This is a genomic window from Peribacillus muralis (assembly GCF_001645685.2).
GTDB classification, from domain to species: Bacteria; Bacillota; Bacilli; order Bacillales; family DSM-1321; genus Peribacillus; species Peribacillus muralis_A.
In genome coordinates, this window is sequence record NZ_CP017080.1 from 829,604 (window position 1) to 849,791 (window position 20,188).

General features: G+C 39.9%; 19 protein-coding genes and 1 pseudogene. 16 read left to right on the plus strand and 4 right to left on the minus strand.

From position 1 onward, the window contains the following. Positions 1 to 7 precede the first annotated feature (7 nt). Entirely contained in the window at positions 8 to 1,438 is a 1,431-nt protein-coding gene (locus ABE28_RS04010) for an MDR family MFS transporter (RefSeq protein ID WP_064462014.1), read from the plus strand. A 124-nt stretch (positions 1,439 to 1,562) separates the two neighbouring features. Here ABE28_RS04010 and ABE28_RS04015 read toward each other — a convergent pair whose 3' ends face one another. Then, complete coding sequence (locus ABE28_RS04015; RefSeq protein ID WP_064462013.1) at positions 1,563 to 2,405, minus strand: alpha/beta fold hydrolase; 843 nt, start codon at positions 2,403 to 2,405, stop codon at positions 1,563 to 1,565. A gap of 248 nt (positions 2,406 to 2,653) precedes the next feature. Between ABE28_RS04015 and ABE28_RS04020 the strand changes: the two are divergent. The 9 genes and pseudogenes from ABE28_RS04020 to ABE28_RS04060 all read left to right on the plus strand — a co-directional run. After that, positions 2,654 to 3,697, plus strand: a pseudogene (locus ABE28_RS04020) (alkene reductase); the annotation flags it as partial. Positions 3,698 to 3,840: 143 nt separating this feature from the next. After that, on the plus strand, positions 3,841 to 4,362 hold the full coding sequence (locus tag ABE28_RS04025; protein ID WP_064462011.1) for a P-loop NTPase family protein: 522 nt from the start codon (positions 3,841 to 3,843) through the stop codon (positions 4,360 to 4,362). A 43-nt stretch (positions 4,363 to 4,405) separates the two neighbouring features. After that, complete coding sequence (locus ABE28_RS04030; RefSeq protein WP_064462010.1) at positions 4,406 to 4,711, plus strand: NIPSNAP family protein; 306 nt, start codon at positions 4,406 to 4,408, stop codon at positions 4,709 to 4,711. Between the two features lie 141 nt (positions 4,712 to 4,852). Further along, entirely contained in the window at positions 4,853 to 5,488 is a 636-nt protein-coding gene (locus ABE28_RS04035) for a hypothetical protein (protein ID WP_156775680.1), read from the plus strand. A 362-nt stretch (positions 5,489 to 5,850) separates the two neighbouring features. After that, positions 5,851 to 6,276, plus strand: coding sequence for a MarR family winged helix-turn-helix transcriptional regulator (locus ABE28_RS04040; RefSeq protein ID WP_064462008.1), 426 nt, complete (start codon positions 5,851 to 5,853; stop codon positions 6,274 to 6,276). Beyond that, a complete protein-coding gene (locus tag ABE28_RS04045; protein ID WP_064462083.1) occupies positions 6,260 to 6,601 on the plus strand; it encodes a DUF3147 family protein in 342 nt (113 codons plus the stop codon). The genes ABE28_RS04040 and ABE28_RS04045 overlap by 17 nt, the downstream gene beginning before the upstream one ends. A gap of 120 nt (positions 6,602 to 6,721) precedes the next feature. Further along, a complete protein-coding gene (locus ABE28_RS04050; RefSeq protein WP_064462007.1) occupies positions 6,722 to 7,138 on the plus strand; it encodes a BlaI/MecI/CopY family transcriptional regulator in 417 nt (138 codons plus the stop codon). Beyond that, positions 7,135 to 7,986 carry a M56 family metallopeptidase gene (locus tag ABE28_RS04055; RefSeq protein ID WP_083231931.1) on the plus strand — a complete coding sequence of 284 codons (852 nt, stop codon included), beginning with the start codon at positions 7,135 to 7,137 and terminating at the stop codon, positions 7,984 to 7,986. Before ABE28_RS04050 ends, ABE28_RS04055 begins: the two co-directional genes overlap by 4 nt. 73 nt (positions 7,987 to 8,059) lie before the next feature. Further along, on the plus strand, positions 8,060 to 8,488 hold the full coding sequence (locus ABE28_RS04060; RefSeq protein WP_064462005.1) for a DoxX family protein: 429 nt from the start codon (positions 8,060 to 8,062) through the stop codon (positions 8,486 to 8,488). A 189-nt stretch (positions 8,489 to 8,677) separates the two neighbouring features. Here ABE28_RS04060 and ABE28_RS04065 read toward each other — a convergent pair whose 3' ends face one another. Continuing rightward, complete coding sequence (locus ABE28_RS04065) at positions 8,678 to 8,902, minus strand: hypothetical protein (protein WP_373921318.1); 225 nt, start codon at positions 8,900 to 8,902, stop codon at positions 8,678 to 8,680. A gap of 152 nt (positions 8,903 to 9,054) precedes the next feature. On the opposite strand from ABE28_RS04065, the gene ABE28_RS04070 reads away from it, so the two are divergent. The 5 genes from ABE28_RS04070 to abc-f all read left to right on the plus strand — a co-directional run bounded on the left by ABE28_RS04070 (position 9,055) and on the right by abc-f (position 15,959). Beyond that, positions 9,055 to 9,582 carry a histidine phosphatase family protein gene (locus ABE28_RS04070; protein WP_257390697.1) on the plus strand — a complete coding sequence of 176 codons (528 nt, stop codon included), beginning with the start codon at positions 9,055 to 9,057 and terminating at the stop codon, positions 9,580 to 9,582. A gap of 722 nt (positions 9,583 to 10,304) precedes the next feature. Continuing rightward, complete coding sequence (locus tag ABE28_RS04075) at positions 10,305 to 11,810, plus strand: malate:quinone oxidoreductase (RefSeq protein ID WP_064462003.1); 1,506 nt, start codon at positions 10,305 to 10,307, stop codon at positions 11,808 to 11,810. A 301-nt stretch (positions 11,811 to 12,111) separates the two neighbouring features. Further along, complete coding sequence (locus tag ABE28_RS04080) at positions 12,112 to 12,714, plus strand: PadR family transcriptional regulator (protein WP_064462081.1); 603 nt, start codon at positions 12,112 to 12,114, stop codon at positions 12,712 to 12,714. A gap of 3 nt (positions 12,715 to 12,717) precedes the next feature. Next, positions 12,718 to 13,983, plus strand: coding sequence for an MFS transporter (locus ABE28_RS04085; protein WP_064462002.1), 1,266 nt, complete (start codon positions 12,718 to 12,720; stop codon positions 13,981 to 13,983). A gap of 344 nt (positions 13,984 to 14,327) precedes the next feature. After that, on the plus strand, positions 14,328 to 15,959 hold the full coding sequence (abc-f, locus tag ABE28_RS04090; RefSeq protein WP_064462001.1) for a ribosomal protection-like ABC-F family protein: 1,632 nt from the start codon (positions 14,328 to 14,330) through the stop codon (positions 15,957 to 15,959). A gap of 53 nt (positions 15,960 to 16,012) precedes the next feature. Here the strand turns inward: abc-f and ABE28_RS04095 are convergent, their stop codons facing one another. Together ABE28_RS04095 and ABE28_RS04105 are read right to left on the minus strand one after the other, a co-directional pair. Further along, entirely contained in the window at positions 16,013 to 16,927 is a 915-nt protein-coding gene (locus ABE28_RS04095) for an iron-hydroxamate ABC transporter substrate-binding protein (protein WP_064462000.1), read from the minus strand. 781 nt (positions 16,928 to 17,708) lie between these two features. Next, positions 17,709 to 19,106: a purine-cytosine permease family protein gene (locus ABE28_RS04105; RefSeq protein ID WP_064461998.1), complete on the minus strand. Its 1,398-nt coding sequence runs from the start codon at positions 19,104 to 19,106 to the stop codon at positions 17,709 to 17,711. 362 nt (positions 19,107 to 19,468) lie between these two features. Between ABE28_RS04105 and ABE28_RS04110 the strand changes: the two genes are divergently transcribed. After that, positions 19,469 to 20,188, plus strand: coding sequence for a GntR family transcriptional regulator (locus ABE28_RS04110; RefSeq protein WP_083231932.1), 720 nt, complete (start codon positions 19,469 to 19,471; stop codon positions 20,186 to 20,188).

Here is a 20,188-nt window from a genome sequence, read left to right on the forward strand (position 1 = left end):
TCATTTTATGTCTACAGATGCAACACAGCAGCAAAGTCCGTCCATAAGAACGACACCCATTTTGATTTCTTTTTTGATTGCAGGATTCATCGGGTTATTCAGTGAGACAGCTTTAAATATGGCTCTCGGGGACTTAATACAGGAGTTCACCATCAGCCCTTCCACCGTGCAATGGCTGACAACGGGTTACTTATTGACCTTGGGGATATTGGTTCCCGTTTCAGGGCTCTTGATTCAATGGTTCAGTACACGGCAGCTATTCATTGCATCCATGGTGTTTTCCATCATCGGGACGCTTATAGCAGCGATAGCGCCTGGCTTCGGCATCTTGATGCTTGCACGTGTCATTCAGGCAATCGGAACAGGGCTTTTATTGCCGCTCATGTTCAATACGATTTTGGTGATTTTCCCGATTCATAAACGGGGAGCAACGATGGGCTTGATGGGGCTAGTGATCATGTTTGCACCTGCAATCGGCCCCACGGTTTCAGGCTTGATCATCGAACATTTGAAATGGAACTATATATTCTGGGTATCTTTACCGTTTTTTGTGATTGCATTACTTTTTGGCCTCAAATATATGCAAAACGTTTCGTCCATCACCAAGCCGAAAATCGATGTTCCTTCCATTATCTTATCCACAATAGGTTTTGGGGGAATCGTTTATGGTTTTAGTATTGTAGGTGACCAAGGCTGGAGGGATGTTATCGTTCTTTCCTCGCTCATTGTAGGTCTTATAGCCTTATTCCTGTTTGCCGTAAGACAATTCAATATGGATAAACCGATGATCGACTTGCGCGTGTTTAAATATCCCATGTTCACATTAGGGTTATTGACCGTCTTCATTACGTTCATGATCATCATGTCTTCGATGATCCTTTTACCGCTTTACCTGCAAACGGGGCTGACATTAGCTGCATTTTCCGCCGGGCTTGTACTTTTACCAGGCGGTGTGCTTAATGGTATCATGTCACCGATTACAGGTCGCATTTTCGATAAGTTTGGCCCAAGGGGCTTAGTGATTCCAGGCTTCATTATCATGATAGCCATGCTATGGTTCTTGACGAACGTAACGACTGAAACGTCCATCATCATGGTGATCGCCATGCATACCTTCCTCATGATTGGTGTTTCGATGGTCATGATGCCTGCCCAGACTAACGGGCTGAATCAACTGCCGAAAAATCTTTATCCCGATGGCACAGCGCTCATGAATACATTGCAGCAAGTATCGGGTGCGATCGGTACGACGGTTGCCATTACCATCATGTCAGCCTCCCAAAAAAACTATATCGCCAATGCTAAAGATCCTTTCGACCCTTCAGCCATTAGCGGTTCTTTGACTGCGGGAGTCCAGGATGCCTTCATTTTTGGATTTGTCCTTGCCATCGCCGGTTTGATCATTTCCTTCTTTATAAAAACGGCACGCGAAAAATAACAACAAGCATGAAAAAATAAAGTCTATGACTGATGAATGATGTTTTATTAAAAAACTAGGCAAATTGAAGAAAAAGAAGATGCTGTCTGTATTTTGCAGGCGGCATCTTTTTTTTGGACTTAATTCAATTCCTTTTCATGAAGTCAGATACCATAGTCATAAAACCTTCTTTTTCTTCAAGATAAGGAAAGTGGTTACTTTCTTCAAAAATATAAAGTTTCGAATTCTTCAATCGGGCGTCAATGTCTTCAGAGAAAATGAAAGGGCATTGCGCATCATGACGTCCACAATAAACGATAGCAGGAATACTAACCCTAGCTAGTTCGTCTTGTATATCAAAACTAGGTAGATCATAAAACGAAAAGTAATTTAACCTTCTTTGAACGACTCTGCCGCTAGAAGGTTTTTGAAAATATCCGTCACGTTTTCGTTTATTGTATAGGGACATATCCGTCCACTCTCTATTGGCAGCTCTTTTTTTCTCAATTGTATGTTGTGAAGATTCCATGATATAAAATATCTCTTTCCACTTTTTATTGAGAGGGCTGCTTGGGCTGTACATACTTCCTTCATGTTCCATATATTTGTTTGTAGCGGTTGCCCCTCCGACCATTATCTTTGAGAGGGAATCAGGAAAGCATGTTGCATAGACCAAACCGAGCATGCCCCCAGTTGAATGCCCAGCAAAACCCCATTGCTCCAAACCCAATTCTTCCCTGATGGCTTCTAAGTCCCCAACTGATTCTTTCATGCTCATTTCCGCGCCTACGACTGGTTTTGAAGAGCGTCCTGCACCCTTTAAATTCACAAGGTACACTTTGAAAGCATGTACAAATGCATCGGCAAAATAGTAGCCAAGTTCATTGAATTCGCTATATAAATGAGTAATGCAAACTGCTTCACCTTCACCTTGAACAAAAACCTCGAATATACCACGTTTCGTTTCAATCATTTTACGCTTCCACATATTAATCCTCCTTATGTAGGTGATCGGTCAATAAAAAAATTGACGAATGTCCTCTTAGATATGCCGGAAAAGATAAAATCCCATTGGTCTTTTCTCCCATATTTTATCAAATGGTACTGAAAATGGAGTTAAATATTTGAATAATAACCATTTTTCGGATAATCTTACACAATGATAGGTACTTACCGTTAGTTTTTTTCCAAAAAATTAAGCGCTTAACAGGAGGAATTCAAATGAATCAATTGCTGACAAAAATTTTTGAGCCTGTAACGATTGGTGCTTGGAATTTAAGAACAAGAACAGCGATGGCCCCCATGACACGGTCGTTTGCCGACAATGAAACGGGTGTTGTGAACGACTCGATCGTCGAATATTACAGAAAGCGGGCCCAAGACGGTATCGGGCTCATCATTACAGAAGGTATAGTGATATCACCAAGAGCGAAGGGGAATCCTGGAGTTCCCGGTCTATATAGGCAAGAGCAAATCAATGGATGGAAAAAGGTGACGGAAGCCGTACACGCTGAAGGCGGAACGATCATTGCGCAAATCTGGCATGTCGGACGTGCAAGCCACCACGAAATTGCTGGGGGGCTTCCTCCGCAGGCACCATCGCCCATCGCTGCGGAAGGAAAGGTTTCACGATTCGGAAAGCCGTTCGATGTGCCTGAGGAAATGGCAGAAAAAGATATAGCACAAGTAGTGGATCAATATAAACAGGCGGCAAGAAATGCAATCGAAGCAGGCTTTGACGGCGTGGAGATTCATGGCGCACACGGATACTTGATTGACCAGTTTAATTCAGAAACGTCGAATAAAAGAACGGACCGGTATGGCGGTGATTTAAAGCAGCGCCTGACTTTCATGAAGGAAGTACTTAATGCGGTCATCGATGCAGTTGGAGCGGACCGGACCCTTATCCGTTTTTCCGCTTTTAAAATAGATCAGCCAACTTATATGTGGGAAGATCCAGAAAAAGCGATCGTAACATTCATTGAAGCATTTAAAGAAACGGGCGTCAAAATGATTCATCCGTCCACGATGGAATTCAGCAAACCGATTGCCGAAGGACAGACTTTGCATGAATTGGTTCGTAGACACTGGGATGGTGTGATAGTGGGTGTCGGCGGATTCGACCCTGAAACAGCAGAAGCAGCTTTGGAACAAGGCATCATTGATGTTGCGGCAATTGGACGTCCGCTCATCGCCAACCCTGATTACCTGACAAAAATCAAGCAAGCTGAAAAACTTGTTGAGTACGAAGCAAAGCAGCATTTAGGTCAATTGATTTAGTAGATGCGGAACATGGGCTCCACAAGTGCCAATCAGCAGTTGCGATTCTCGGCTCAAGAGAATCGCCTTTTTAAAGTGGCTGATGGGTAAGTGAGGTTACCTGCTTACCCGGATAATGATTGCTACATGCAAGGGGATAGGATATGAACCGGATCATGGTAATAGGTGTGTCCTCCGGTGTCGGAAAATCCACATTTGCCAGATTGCTTGGGGAGAGATTGGATATTGATGTCCATCACTTGGATACATTCTACTGGAGACCGGACTGGGTGGAGGCTCCTTTAGAGGATTTTTTAGCAGACCAGGAGGAAGTATTGGCCCTTGATCAGTGGATATTGGAAGGCAATTATAGTAATTCCATCGATTTACGTTTGAAGCAAGCCACCACGATTTTTTATTTAGAACTTCCCCTTCACGTATGCTTGTATCGTGTTGTAAAGCGTCGCCTTGTCTATAGGGGGAAAACAAGACCGGATATCGGTGAAGGGTGCGAAGAAAAATTGGACTGGCCATTTCTTAAATTCATCATTACAACGTACTATTCTCGTAAGGAAAACATGAAAAAAAGACTTGCAGAAATTCGAAGGAATGAGCCTGAAAAAGTCATCATCATTTTGGACAGCAGGAAAAAAATTTCAGCATATTTTCCAAATAGAAAGGGATGAGCGGACATGATGGGGAAGTAGATATCCAAAGGAGGAATGGATATTGGTTACATGCTATCTGAAATATGTTATTGACCCATATAAAGTAACTGAGTTCGAGGAATACGGTAAGATGTGGATTCGCTTGGTGAACAAATTAGGCGGTTCACATCAAGGGTATTTCCTTCCGCATGAGGGAGCCAATAATATTGCTTATGCATTATTCACCTTCCCGAGTCTAGCGGCATACGAAGAGTACCGGGTAAAAATGGGCTTGGATGAAGAATGTCAAGCGGCATATAAATATGCAGAGGAAACTAAGTGCATCATTAGCTATGAGAGAAGCTTCATGCGCCCTGTATTCGAATGAACCTAAACCTCTTTACTATTTTCGCCACATAGCTCTTCCGCTCAAAGCGGGGGAGTTATAATGATAAGGGGAAATATCGCACAGCACTCTTGCCAGTAATAAATGGGTACCATGACGCCATTGCAAAGGTGGATTAATACATTGAAATGGTTAAAACAATATGAAGAAAATGATCAATTTGAAGACATTCTTGGCGGTTCAGTGAATTTTAGGATAAAGAAATTCATTCCTGAATCAAATGTTACAAAGAAATATTCAATCCTAACCGAATTCTTTTTATTACTGGGCGGACAGCATGATGGTGGGGTTACATCGTTATATGTACATAATAAAGTGGATAAACCATTAATTGAAGAAATAATGATGCATTTTGATGATACGAAGGTAGTGTTTGAAAATGAATCACCAACAGAAATAATGTTAAGGAAGCCTAATCAAGAATCACTTTCTTTAATTAGGTCAACAAATATAAATCCAATAACAAAAGATCTATTTGGAACAAGTAACAAGGAATATGTCTGGAGACCTGTAAAATGGTATAAAGTATTACCTGAATTTATGGAAAAATACGAAGATACGGAGTTCGATAAGGTGCTGGATTGCTTAAAAAATACATCGCCTTCACCAACAACGGCACTCAGCTTATCGAGTTGGACTTTAAAAGAATCCTTAAAAGAAAATTTTGCGATTAGATATCTTGCCCATAAATGCAAAAACCTATGTTTATATATCGATGATGAAAATAATATTTCTACAATAAAATTAGAGTTTCATTAAAAAGTAAGGTTGTCTTTCCAGACTTCATTACAATAATGAGGCGTGGAGGATTCCTCCTGCAATTTTCACTTTTCGCGGCGAGAATGCCCGTGGTTTCTCAACCTGTCCCACTGCTCCCGCAAGAGTCTCGCAATCTGCTCCATTCAACCTTATATTTTTTGTTGTTAAGGCTTTTTACATCAGCTGCCGCCTGCAGGAATTTATATATATCCTGGATCTGTATATTTTTTTCTGGGAGAGTTGTTTTGACTGCTCTTTTTTCTATTGAAACTAGCGGAACAGTATACACAGGCCGTTGCTTTACGCGAATTTATATCGTAAAATAAGATACATTCGTTGATTACGATATATAGGGGGTCAGTATGAAAAAGGAAATCGTAAAGATCAATCAATTATGGACGGATATTTACTATCAGTTACGGTATACACACCAAGAAAAAATTACTCACCAAAGCATCAGGATCTTGCAGGTAATCGAAAAAGAAAATGAAGTGGGAATCAAGGAAATCGCAACAGCGATTCAAGTGTCCCACAATACAGCTTCTGAACATATTAAGCGCTTATTGGAAAAAAAATATGTATTCAAATCGCGCAGCGGCAAGGATGAGCGGAAGGTGATTTTAAGGCTCACAGAATTGGGCGGGCAGGTTTTACACCGTCATTCAAGCCTCGATGAAGAAAAGCTTGACCATCTTCTTTATGAAAACATGAGCAGTGAGGAGAGGCAACTCATCTTGAATGCCTTTGCATTAATGGGGGAGAGGGTGAATGATGTTTACACTCGTTAAAATTATCGCATCGGCGATCATCATTGGGGTCATTACCGAAATATCAAGAAGATATCCCCATTATGGAGGAATGCTTGCCGCTTTACCCATAATCAGTGTAATAAGTATCTTATGGCTTTATATACAAGGGGAGCAGCTGGAAACTCTAAGTAAATTTGCTTTAAGTGTGGTGTGGGGCATACCTGCCACAGTTGTGATGCTGGTGATCATTTGGTTGGCGCTTCAGCACTCTCTTCACTTGTTCTTTTCATTGGGGTTAGGACTGGCAGGGTGGCTGTTGTTTTTATTTGCCCAAAATTTGTTGATTAAACATGTAATCGGCTAAGAGAATATCTATCCCTGTTTCATGGATTGTGAAAGTCGATTCCGCAAATTTGAAAAAAAGCTTCTGAAATTTGATTTCATCAAATTTTTCCACTACTATTTGTAGTGGAGGAGGTGGAAGATGGATATTAAAAATTTTAAATACGATGAAGTTGGCCTGAATCGTTTTTTCGGGCCATTGGAAGCGAGTATCATGGAATGTTTGTGGGAGAAGGGTGAGCTTAGTATCAAAGCGGTTCAGCAGTACTTGGAAAAAGACAAGCCACTCAATTTTAATACGGTGATGACAGTCATGACCCGGCTGGTTGAAAAAGGTATCTTAAAAAAGAGGTCTGAAGGAAGGCTATCATTATTTATACCTGTGCAATCGAAGGAAGAGTTTTTAGAAGAACAGTCAAAGAAGCTGACTGAAAATTTACTTGATGAATTTGGGGGAGCGGTCATTAGCCATATGCTTGATGCCATGGAAGACGCTGATCCAAGTCTAATTGAAAAATTGGAACGGAAGATTCAATCTTTAAAAAAGGGTAAATTATGATGTGGAAGAAAAAGTCTTATTTCGTGGTAAGCCTGAGCCTATTAATCGCATGTGCAGTATGGAGCCAAATGGGTGCGTTTTTGGTGCATATCCTTTTTGGGGTGAATATTAAAGCAAATTTCTTTAAATTTTGCTTTAGTTTATTCAAGGAAGGTACAGTATACTATTTTGCAGTCACCACTTTGCTGAGTATCTTAATTGCCTACAGTGTTCTGAACACGATATTTAAAATTGCTGAGCAGTTTTTCCTATCGAGGAAGCTGAAACATAAGTTATTCATCGCCAAAAACGATCGTGGGACAAAAGTGTTGAATGAGAATTTCAACCACGTCAACAACATCTTGGTGGTGAACGCTGATGAACCACTTGCCTTTACGATTGGGTTCAGGAACCCTTTCATTGTTATCAGTACGGGATTGGTGGAATTATTGGACGTTGACGAGCTGGAAGCGGTGGTGGAACACGAATCCTTTCACCAGAAAAATTTTCACCCATTAGTAATCTTCACCATGCAGTTAATTTCTCAAGCATTATGGTTTATCCCACTCACAAAATGGTGTTATAAAAATTATAAAATAATGAGTGAATTATTAGCTGATGAATTTGCGATAAAGAAAACGGGGACTGAATTAGGCATTAGTGCTGCATTGTTGAAATTAATTAAATATTGCTGCGCTGATAATACTGCTCCTGTACTTGCTCACTTTTCAAATGAAGCGGTCGATTACAGGCTTCGGCAACTGGTCGATCCGCATGAAACCATTCCATTGAGAGCTGATTTCACCACGATTTTTGTATCTATATATGTTTTGCTTATACTGTTGGGAATGACGATAGTGATTGTCTGATGACTTTCACTTGATTTTTTTGGAATTTAACACTACACTTTGTAGTGTGAATGAAATAAAGGAGGAATGTCTCATGAATAAACAAGAAATCGGTACGTTTTTATTAAGGGTGATGCTAGGTGTTACGTTTTTTATGCATGGTTTGTCCAAATTCCAAGGCGGATTGGATAACATCTCCGGGTGGTTTCAAAGTATAGGCATTCCAGGATTTATGGCTTATGCAGTTGCAACAATCGAAGTGGCTGGTGGTATAGCTTTAATTGTGGGGCTTGGTACAAGAATTATCTCTGTTCTTTTTGCATGCATCCTGGCTGGTGCCATTATTTATGTGAAGCTTCCGGCAGGTTTCATGGGCAATGAGGAAGGGGCAGGATACGAAATGGACCTCATGCTGATGGTGCTTGCCCTGCACCTAGTTTTAAATGGAAGCCGATTCCTGTCATTAGACTCTAAATTACTCACCTATAAAAAAGGACAAGAATCTAAATCCATTGCTAGTTAAACATAGCAACACTATGACCTTTGTTTGAAGCCAGTCTTGCTGATCGAGCATTTAGGGAAGAGAGAGTGTATATGGAGAAGCGCGAGTTGTGTGCATACGATCTTAATCCAGAGAGGATGATGATCATATGCACACCTTTTTTTATGGGGTAAAGAAAATCTGAAAATGGATGCCTGCATATCATTGGTATCAATTCCATTGCATTTTTTTAAGATATTTCGGCGCTTTCTTGATTCCTTCCGTTCCGATGAAACTGCCAATGCTCGCGATCAATACGCTGGATGAAATGAACTTGACTGTGAAGTAAATTCCGGTCCCAACAATAAGGTCCAGTAGGAAAAACCTTTTTATTGTTGAGCCTGTTATTACATAAAAAACGATTCGATTATCCTTCCCCATATCCAGCAATGTCACATCCTACTCTTTTTCTAAAAGGTATGACAAAGGAAGGTTGTCATATTCCCCTGCATTTCTGATGTTTTAGTGAATTACAATTTTATTTTTTTGCAGGTTTTATTGATGGTAAATCGAATGATAAAAAGGGATGGATTAAAAAAATAAATGAGGTGGTCAGCTTGCAGCTATTATTAATTCGACATGGTGAGTCAGAGGATGATTTTCTTGAAGACAATTATCAAGGAACGACCGATTTACCCTTAACCTCCAATGGAATGGAACAAGTGAAAAAAATGTGCCGACGCGTTTCAGCTGAGTTCCCTCCCGAATTCATATGGTCAAGTACCTTGCTACGTGCCAGTGGGACTGCTGAAATGTTATCCGATACCATCCAATGTCCAATGTCCATTCTGGATGATTTAAAAGAAAGACAAGAGGATGAGAGTGAAGTGGATTTCATGTTGCGAGCTGAACATGTTCTTTCCTATATTAAGGCGAATAGTGCAAACTATAAAAGAATTGCTATCATTTCCCATGGAGGGTTGATTACAAAATTGATGGAAAGCTTCCTGCAAATACCGCACGAAGTGAATGATGTGTGGTTCGTTTCGAATAATACGGGTATCCACCTTCTTGAATATACGGAACATCGATATAAACTTATAAAATTCATAAACAGCACCAGTCATTTGGATTAAAGGATATGCTCTTTGATTTCATCCAATTTTTCTGAAGCTATAGCCAGTATGGAGGCTGATAACGTTGGTGATTGTTAATCAGGCTATCTCTGCAGTTCATAAGGTTATAAATTGTTAATAGCAAAGGGCCGCCAAGTGGCGGCTTTTTGAATGTACAAATCAATCTCGGTTCCGTTCATAAAAATGTTATAATAAAAAATGAATAAAAAGAAGCGAGATGTGTTTGTCTCATTTTTATACAGAAGGGCATGATAGCGCTTACAATTCAAACTTCAATTCCACAAGGAAGTTTTGCCGTAATATGGGATTAAATGTAAATATATTGGAAATAACTGAAATGTGCTTCGTAGGTTACATCATGAAAGTTTAAAATTGGTTCTTAATGGTAATATATAAATAGTGAATGAAATCTTCGTGAGGAGAATTCATTTGATTGATATCATTCACCAACTAGCGGTGCATTAGCTTTAAAGAGGGAAGCTATGTGTAAGGCCATTTTTTTCTTGCTTCAAAAATGGCTTACATTCATTACTTCATCCGAACTGAATTTGAACAATATATAATTGTAGATGTTTTATTCTATTAACAATTGTATTACACTATTATAGGGGTATAATGGAGACAGAAAAGGTGTGTGACTAAGTCACGCCTTGACTTGGTGCGACTCCTAAGCAGGAGCGCATGCATCCTTTCTGCAAATATAGGGAGTGAGGAAGGTTAAAATGAGCAACAGAGAAACTAAAACAGACGTCATCTTAATTGGCGCCGGAATCATGAGTGCCACTTTAGGGACACTTCTGAAAGAATTAGTACCGGCATGGGACATCAAAGTGTTTGAGAAGCTTGAAAGCGCAGGAGAAGAAAGCTCTAACGAGTGGAACAATGCGGGAACGGGGCATGCAGCCCTGTGTGAGCTGAACTACACAACTGAAAGACCGGACGGATCTATAGATATTAGCAAAGCCATTAAAATCAATGAACAGTTTCAGCTTTCAACCCAGTTTTGGTCTTATCTTGTCAACCGTAAGCTGATAAAAAATCCAGAAGACTTTATCATGCCATTGCCACATATGAGTATGGTGCAAGGAGATAAAGATATAACGTTCCTAAAGAAACGTTTTGAAGCTTTATCAAACAATCCATTGTTCAAAGGAATGGAATTTTCCGATGACCCAGCAAAGCTGATGGAATGGATTCCGCTTATCATGCAGGACCGTCAATCGAAAGAAGCCATAGCGGCAACAAAGATCGACACTGGAACGGATGTCAACTTTGGGGCTTTAACGAACATGTTGTTCAATCACTTAAAGGCGAAAAACGTCGATATTAAGTATAAACATAGTGTTGATAATATGAAGCGGACTGAAGATGGCTCATGGGAATTAAAAGTACGTAATGTCGATAACGGCAGCGTCGAACGCCATACGGCCAAGTTCGTCTTTATCGGAGGCGGGGGCGGCAGCCTGCATTTGCTGCAAAAATCCGGAATTCCTGAAGGGAAACACATCGGCGGATTCCCGGTAAGCGGTATTTTCATGGTGTGCAATAATCCAGAAGTTGTTGCACAGCATAATGCAAAAGTATACGGAAAAGCTAAGGTCGGTGCTCCGCCAATGTCTGTTCCGCATCTTGATACACGCTTTATCGACAATAAAAAATCATTGCTATTCGGACCATTTGCGGGCTTCTCACCGAAGTTCTTAAAAACCGGTTCAATGCTCGATTTAGTAACATCCGTCAAACCGAATAATCTCATGACCATGCTGGCGGCAGGCGCGAAAGAGATGTCGTTGACAAAATACCTGATCCAACAGGTTATGTTGTCGAAAGAACAACGCATGGAGGAGTTAAAAGAATTCATCCCGAATGCCAAAAGCGAGGATTGGGATTTAGTGGTGGCTGGCCAGCGTGTGCAGGTTATCAAAGACACTGCTGATGGCGGAAAAGGGACGCTCCAATTTGGTACGGAAGTCGTTAGTGCCGCTGATGGTTCGATCGCAGCATTATTAGGAGCTTCTCCAGGTGCTTCAACGGCTGTTCACGTCATGCTTGAAGTATTCAAAAAATGCTTCCCGCAACATATGGAAGAATGGGAACCAAAATTAAAAGAAATGATTCCTTCTTATGGAATGTCACTTATGGAAAATCCAGAGCTTCTGAATGAAGTTCATTCTTCAACAGCTGAGGCGCTTGGACTAAGCAAAAAAAAAGAGTTAGCCTATAGTTAATTATTGGAAAATAATAAAACCCATGAGATAGATGATGCGTTTCATGGTTAGATAAAAGAACCTTTAATCGATATTGGATTAAAGGTTCTTTTTTTTGCATTAACAGGCCGTCTTCAGGGCATATATACTGCAGATTGAGGTAACTAATCTTACCATGAGATAAGTCGGAAAGCCTCATCCGCTGAGTGTAGTGGTATATAAGTGAACTCGTTGAAATTTTTTAATTTTACGGTTGATTATTTCTTTAAATGAACATATCATATTGATATATCAAGGTGATATATGGAAAGGGTTGAATTATTTGTCAAATGAAAGATCAATACTTGCTGTATTAAGCTTTTGGCCGAGCACAGGATACGGAATTAAAGCAGAGTTCGAGCATAAAGCTGCCGGCTTATACTGGGGTATGAGTTATGGGAGTATTTATCCGAAGTTGAAGAAGCTGGAAGAAGAAGGGCTTGTTCAGCCCATTGAAAAAGAAGAAGGGGGACGAAAAAAGAAACTTTATGAACTTACCCCAAAAGGTTGGCAGGAATTTGAGAACTGGCTTCGGCTCCCACCTGCCTATCCCATTATAAAAGATGAATTATTAATGAAGATGTCCACTTGGCACGAGGATATGGAAAGCTCAGTATTAATCAGTCATCTCCTAAAAAGAAAAGAGACAACCGAAGATATGCTTGGATTTGTAAAAGATTGGCCCACTAATGGTATTTCTTATATCAGTGATGTTGGCATGCTGTCCATCCGCTATGCTGAATTACGGCTTGAGGCTGAGTTAAAGTGGATAGACGAATCCATACATGCATTGGAAAAGAATCAACTTCCAAAAGGCCAGGATTTAAATGGAAACACTGAAAAACTGCTAGCAAGACGAAGAGGCCAAAGGGAAAAGGAGAAATAACCTATGAAAGCTGGGGCATTTGAGCCTTTAAAATTCCGGCCATTTCGATCATTATTTGGAGCTCAGCTATTTTCAGATCTTGGTAATTGGCTTGATTTCATTGCTCTACAAGTTATTGTTGCTTATCATTGGAGGCTGGATGAAACAGCCATCGCCGCAGTGATCATTACACTGGGGCTTCCTTGGGTCATCATAGGTCCCTTTGCAAGTGTATTCGTCGATCGCCTTCCCAAAAAGCAGATGATGATCACTTGTTTGTTTTTAAGAATCGTGTTTGTCGTAGGGATGTTTCTTGCTCCTAACCTTTATATCCTTTTAATATTTGTATTTTTGAAAGGAACGGTCTCAGCCATTTACGATCCTGCAAGACAAAGTGCCATTAGGTTTACGGTCCCTGACGACTACCTTCCTGAGGCGGTCACACTTAGCCAGCTTTCCGTTAATTCGATGAAAATCATTGGTCCTGCATTAGGGGGAGCCCTCATATATTTGTTTGGAACAAGAAGTCCATTTTTATTTGAAGCTGCAGGTTTTTTCATCGCCATTTTGTTTTTATTAACTCTTCCCAACATAGGTGAAAAAGAATATATTGCTGAAAATAAAAAAACGGATGACGGACATTATTGGAAAGAACTATCGGAGGGCATTAAGCATATTTCACATACCCCATTATTAAAAAGCTCAGTCATCCTCTCCTCTGTAGCATTTTTTATCATTTTCCTGTACGACGGACTATTTGTATTCATTGCACAAAATCTTGGTTTCACGAAAGGGAATTTTGGATTGCTGATCAGTGCTGTAGGTATGGGAAGCGTGGCAGGCTCCCTGTTAATGGGGAGTTGGACTCGTTGGAAAAGAAAACCGATTCATTTGATGTCCGTTGCATTTCTTTTTAGCGGATCATTAATCATCATAATGGGCCTTGGCAGTATGGAAATTGTACAGCTTCCCGTTTTAGCCTGGGTTATGGGCGCATTTTTTCTTGGTTTCATGAGCTCAGGTGAGTCTGTTCCTTATGGGTTTATTTTGCAATCCGAGACACCTAAGCAGATTATGGGAAGAGTCTCAGCTGCGTCCGCCTCCATACAAACCTTCTCCATGCTTATTGCACCTGCTTTGGGTTCACTTCTCGCCAAGTGGCTCGGAGCTTCTTTTGTCTTGATAGGAGCAGGAGGGGCAACCTGCTTATTGGGAGCTTTTGTCCTCAGCTTTATTGTGAGAAGGATCAACGATCAAAAAGAAATTCACGAAAAACGATTCCAGGCTTAAAACGTTCCCTGATACTATGATCCGTTTTAGAGTTATATAAAAAAGGCTATGTCACGGTCAATGGTTCATTGCGGTATTTGTTCATAAGTGTTAGAATTTAATTAACTATTAATGGAAAGGGATGATGGGTGGACGATGGATAACTAATCTTATTTTTTAGATTTTGAAATTTTAAATTTCGAATGATAATAATATAGGATTAGTCTGCCCATTTTTCTATCATCTCTTGAGCTATTTAGAGCTGTAAAGCGAGATAGCTTATTTCAGTACGGTAAAATGAGACTAATCCTGCCAAAATATTGGGAGGATTTTTTTTATTCTCCCTATAAAAAGGGTGGATTTCAATGAAAGAATTACTGCGATTACAAAATATATCTTTTGAAATAAAGGAGCACAGGATTTTTGAAAAGGTGAATATTACAGTGCAGCAAGGTGATATCATCGGCATCATCGGAAAAAACGGTGCTGGAAAAACGACATTGCTGCGGTTGCTGAACAATGACTATTCACCGACTGATGGCCAAATGAAACAAATCGTGAAAGATCTTAAAGTCACCATGGTTGAACAAGAGACCGAGTCGCATTCCTTTGAAGCCGTCACTCCCAAAGAGGGGGAATTATTAGAAAAATGGCATGTTCCAAATGTTGACTTCTCAAAGTTAAGTGGCGGAGAAAAATTGAAAGCGAGACTTGCAAGAGGATTTGCACAAGATGCAGACCTATTATTATTGGATGAGCCGACAAACCATCTTGATGAGCAAAGCTTAGATCTCCTTACAAAACAGCTAAAAGCCCTAAAAGGTACGGTTATTCTTGTATCACATGACCGATATTTTCTGGATGCTGTTGCAACAAAAATCTGGTCCATCGAAAATAAAACGCTGATTGGTCACAAAGGCAATTATTCCAGTTATATGAAATTCCGTGAACAGAAAAGGCAAACACAGCAACGGGAATATGACAAACAGCAAAAAATGGTTGAACGCATTGAAGGGCAAATGAATGAGCTCACAAATTGGTCTAAAAAAGCGCACGCACAATCGACAAAAAAAGAATTCCCTAAAGAATTCTATCGTGTAAAGGCCAAGCGGATGGATGCACAAGTAAAGTCGAAACAAAAACGGCTTGAAAGAGAACTCGAAAAGATTAAAGTTGAACAGGTTGAATCAGAATATACCGTTCGCTTCTCAATGACGGCTAATAAAAAAGTAGGAAAACGCTTTTTGGAAGTGAAAAATTTAACGAAATCTTTTGACGGGCGAACTCTTTTTAAAGCCTCCAACTTTACTATTCAGCATGGAGATAAAGTTTCGATTTCAGGCGTGAATGGCAGTGGGAAAACGACTTTCTTGAAATTGATCGTTGGGGAGGAAATGGCACAAGGGGACATATGGATTTCACCAACAGCAAACATTGGTTATTTAACACAAGAGGTTTTCGACTTGCCGCTTGCTGAAACACCTGAACAATTATTTCATAAAGAAACATTTGAAGAGAGGGGGCATGTACAAAATTTAATGAAGCATTTAGGATTCATGGCATCCCAATGGACAGAGCCCATTATGAATATGAGCATGGGGGAACGTGTGAAGTGTAAGCTAATGAAATATATTCTAGAAGACAAGGATGTGCTTATTTTAGATGAACCAACGAATCATCTGGATCTAGCTTCACGTGAACAGCTTGAAGAGACTTTAGCGCAATACAATGGTACTTTACTGGTCGTATCGCATGACCGCTATTTTCTGGAAAAAATAACAACCTCAAAACTCATCATAGCGGATAATAAAATACGCAAACAATTGAATGAAGGGCAGGCACAAAAAGATAATAAGGAAGAAATATGCTTACGGCTTGAAACGGAAAGGCAGGAAGTTCTAGGGAAGCTAAGTTTCATGACCCCGAAAAATAAAGACTATGCAGAACTTGATCTCCGCTTCAAAGAGCTTACGAAACAAATAAAAGAGCTTTCGTAACGAAAATAACAATAAAGAAGGAATTCTTTTAATAAGAATTCCTTCTTTGCATATTAGCTGTTAAGAAAAGATTTTTCGAAAAACTCAAGCAGGTGGTCTAAAGTGATTGGATCACTGTAGGTGGACGCTTTACTATTGATTTCGAAGATATGACCGTTTTTAACTGCAGGTATGTTTTTCCATGTTTCTGTGCCCACAAATGAATTTTCAACATCAGGGTTTTTACTGAAGATAATATAATCACCGGTATACTCAGGAAGCACCTCGGATGAAAGGGTATAAACACCTGGTTTCAATGCTTTTTCTTTTACTTTTTCAGGCATTTTCAAATTCATGGCTTGATATATTATTTCCGTTCCACGTGCAAAATTATTTCCGAACACATAGAATTCCTTAGCATCGTTTTCAATGACAGAAACGGTTGCATCTTCACCGATTTTTGCACGTATCTTTTCTCCGGCAGAATTTGCACGTTCTTTGAAATCACTAACCCAGTCTTTGGCTTCCTTTTCTTTGTTTAAGAGTTTTCCAATCTCGACTTGCTGTGATAAATAATCCAATTTTCCCCACGTGAATACGACAGTAGGGGCAATTTCATTAAGTTTTTTAATATTTTTCATCTCGGATCCAGCAATGATCAGGTCCGGTTCAAGTTCAATGATTTTCTCCAGGTTATCCTCAGATACGACTTCCACTCCCTTTAACTTATCTTTAAAAAGGGGGTTCATATTAGTCCATTGATCAATCCCGACGATATTACCATCTAAAGCCAGAACATTAGGTCCATTGGAAAGAGCGATTATTCTTTTTGGATTTTCAGGAATCTTGACGGGACCTGTCTCTGATTGATATGTAACTGTTTTTGCCTTAGTCTTGTCTTCTTTATTTTCGTTACCTTTTTCGTTGTTCCCACAAGCACTAAGAATAAGTACGAACAAGAGTAAGAATGGTATGAAAAGCTTTTTCATATTGATTTTCTCCTTGCTGATTTTAGTATAGGTAAAAAAACATACAAATAATTGTGAATAATAATGATAGTCATTTTCAAAGACTACTTCAAATATTAATAGTAATGATAATCATTGTCAATAACTTTTGTTAGTCTGCTAAACTATTTAAAGTAAGGGCTCTCAAGCCGGTTCATCCGTACCTTCAATAAGGGGAGGTGGTCCAGGAGGGAAGCATTTTTCTCTATTATAGCGAAAGAATGTATTTTCTGTGAAAGGTGCTTTCTCTCATCTTTTACAGGGAGGGGGTGTTGGTTCAATAAAGCCAAATTGAACTAGCAAATCTAGTATTGGAAAACAGGGTGAGTAAAAAAGAGGTGGGCTGTCACCCTTCTTATCAATGAGGTTATTAGATCACCCTTTGGAAGAGGATATCCTTATATTAGGAAAATGTTAGGTGGGTTTTTGGCAAATAGTCCGTCAAGGGTAATGTGAATTTGCTCCTGGAGCATGCATTAGCAAAAAGGAAAAGTGGACAATGTGTAAAATATAGGTTCGATCATTATAGTAAACCTTTGGCTTTTAAACTCTTAGTGAAATGCCAAGATAGGAATATTAATAATAGGGTTGCGAGTGCAGTTCTTTTTAATGAAGAGAAAGTCTTTCCCAAACAAGAAATAACCTCAGAAGGGTGTGAATGATTTTATCCTGAGGCCATTTCTTCATGTTATTGATTTTTTGTTAAGAAGGGACGCGTTATCCGTTTGTTCAACCTCTGGTTGTGTTTAACATCCTGTATTTATTACTTAACATCTTTTTCTAAATGGTTTGTTGTGGAGGAATTCCTTACGATAATTGAGGAGGAATTCAATTTTTTTCTCATTGGAAAATAATATAAAGCAGCCGGAACAATTAAACCAATAACCCAAGCGATGTCTGCCCCATCAAAGAACTTGGCTACCGGCCCTACATAGAATGTTGTATTAATGAAAGGGATTTCGGCCAAGATTGATACAATGAAAGCTACACAAGCAATCCAATTTATCTTGCCATATTGCCCGTTTACATCAAAAATATCTTTTACATTATATTGGCCATGTCGGAGTAAATAATAGTCAACAAGATTGATAGATGTCCAAGGGATCAAAAAATAGCTGATGAAAAAGATGAAATTCAAGAAAAAGGCCAGGAAATTACTTTGCCCCAGTAAGCACAGAACGGTTCCGGCAACCGTTACACAAAATATCATCGCGATTCTTACTTTTGGTGTAACTTTTAATTTGATGAACGGTTCAATCGTGGTTATGGTTGCCATGAATGCTCCATATAGGTTAAAGACATTGATGGCAAGCTGTCCAAAGATGATGATGAGGAACATGATTATGGCGAAGTTCCCAAATAGACCTGCCAGATTTCCGCCAGAGTGATCAAGGAAGTTAGGGATCGCCACGGTTAAGGTTGCACCCAGTGTCATCATCCATATGGTTCCGATGACTGTGCCGGCATAGCTATACCAAAATGTATGTGACGTTGGTGTAGTGACGGGTAAGTAGCGGGAATAATCGGCAACATATGGTGCGTATGCCAGCTGCCATGTTGCTACCATGCTGACGGCCAGCAAAAAAACAGGTAAGTCCAACTGTCCCATTCCCCAACTGCCTGAAGGAACGTGCAATTGAAAAACGATGTACGTGGCTGCGATATAGATAAAGAGCGAAGCCCAGGATAATACTTTCTGCATTTTATGAATTAGGTTATAGCCATAAATGGTGGCAACAAAACAAAGAACATTTAATGCAAGTATGCTCCACGTCTGATCAATCTTTGTTAAGCTGCTTAAGGTTTGTGCTGCAAGTAAACCGCTGCTTGCGAAAAAACCTAAATAAACGAACATAACAAGGAACAACGGGAAAATCGCCCCGATTACACCAAATTGTGCTCGGCTTTGTATCATTTGCGGAATGCCGAGTTGGGGTCCTTGAGCTGAATGGGATGCCATGAAAATGGCGCCTAATAGGGTACCGATGACTATGGCTCCCAAACTCCAAAATAAGTTAAGGCCTAACGCAATCGGAAGTGCCCCGGTCACAAGAGTGGTAATATGCATGTTCGCCCCAAACCAAATGGGAAATAAATCACGGGCCTTACCGTGGCGTTCATCTGCCGGAATGTACTCAATACTGCGGGTTTCAACTTTCATCAATGTTCCCCCAATCAATTTTCGTTATTCTACCATGTACCATGCAAGCTAATTTATAAAATTCACTATAATTGTAAGCGTATACAGATGTCAATATTTTCTGAAAAAATATTTAATTCGGTCTTGCTGCATCTGCTTACTGAAGGAGAATGAAATTTTGTCGGATTTTCAAAAACATTCCCCGTCGTTCCGCGTGTTCATATTATCAGTTATTAAAAAGGCATTATTAGCTTTTTAACCATTTTGCCGGGCTATCTTTCTATATAGAGAAGTACGGCAATCGCAAAAAGAAAATGGAAATTTTTTATTTTTTTGAATTGACAGTCTATTTAACATGACCTATAATTGCACTTATCAAGAGCTTGCATGGTACATGGTACATACTTTTTCAAAAGGAGGGGCTTTTCATTACAGCCATTTTGACTTTAGGAATTACAGCTCAGGTTACGAATGCCATACGTGAATCCATTGTGAATGGAGAATATGAGCCAGGGCAAAAATTATCGGAAACCGTTTTATCAGAACATTACAAAGTTAGCAGGACTCCCATTAGGGAAGCATTCAAGCAGTTGGAAAGAGAAGGTTTAGTGGAGATCATCCCAAGAGTCGGCACATGTGTGACGAAACCGACCGAAGAGGAACTAAACGAATTATTTACTTTAAAGGAAGTCATGGAAGGGCTCGCAGCGGGCTTGCTGGCGGAAAGAGGAAATGTCGAAGCCGTTCAAGCACTGAAACAAGCGGTGTCCGACATGGAGAATGCTATACGAACGTCGGATAAAAAGCTTTATGTAGAGGCCAATGAAGTATTCCATTCCATCATTCAAGAGGGCGCCAATAACTCTAAATTGAGTTACATGCTAAACTTGCTGCTCAATCAAATCCCTTATCGGCAATACGTCTTTCTGACCATCGAAGATCCGAATAGACGTGAAAGATCATTGAAAGAGCATCAGGCAGTCTTGGCTGCTATAGAAAAAGGTGACCGGGAGGAAGCTGAGAAAGCGATGCGGGAGCACGTCAAAGCAAGTGGAATGCAACTTAAAATCGACATAGCAAAAAAACTTGGTCAGAAAAATTGA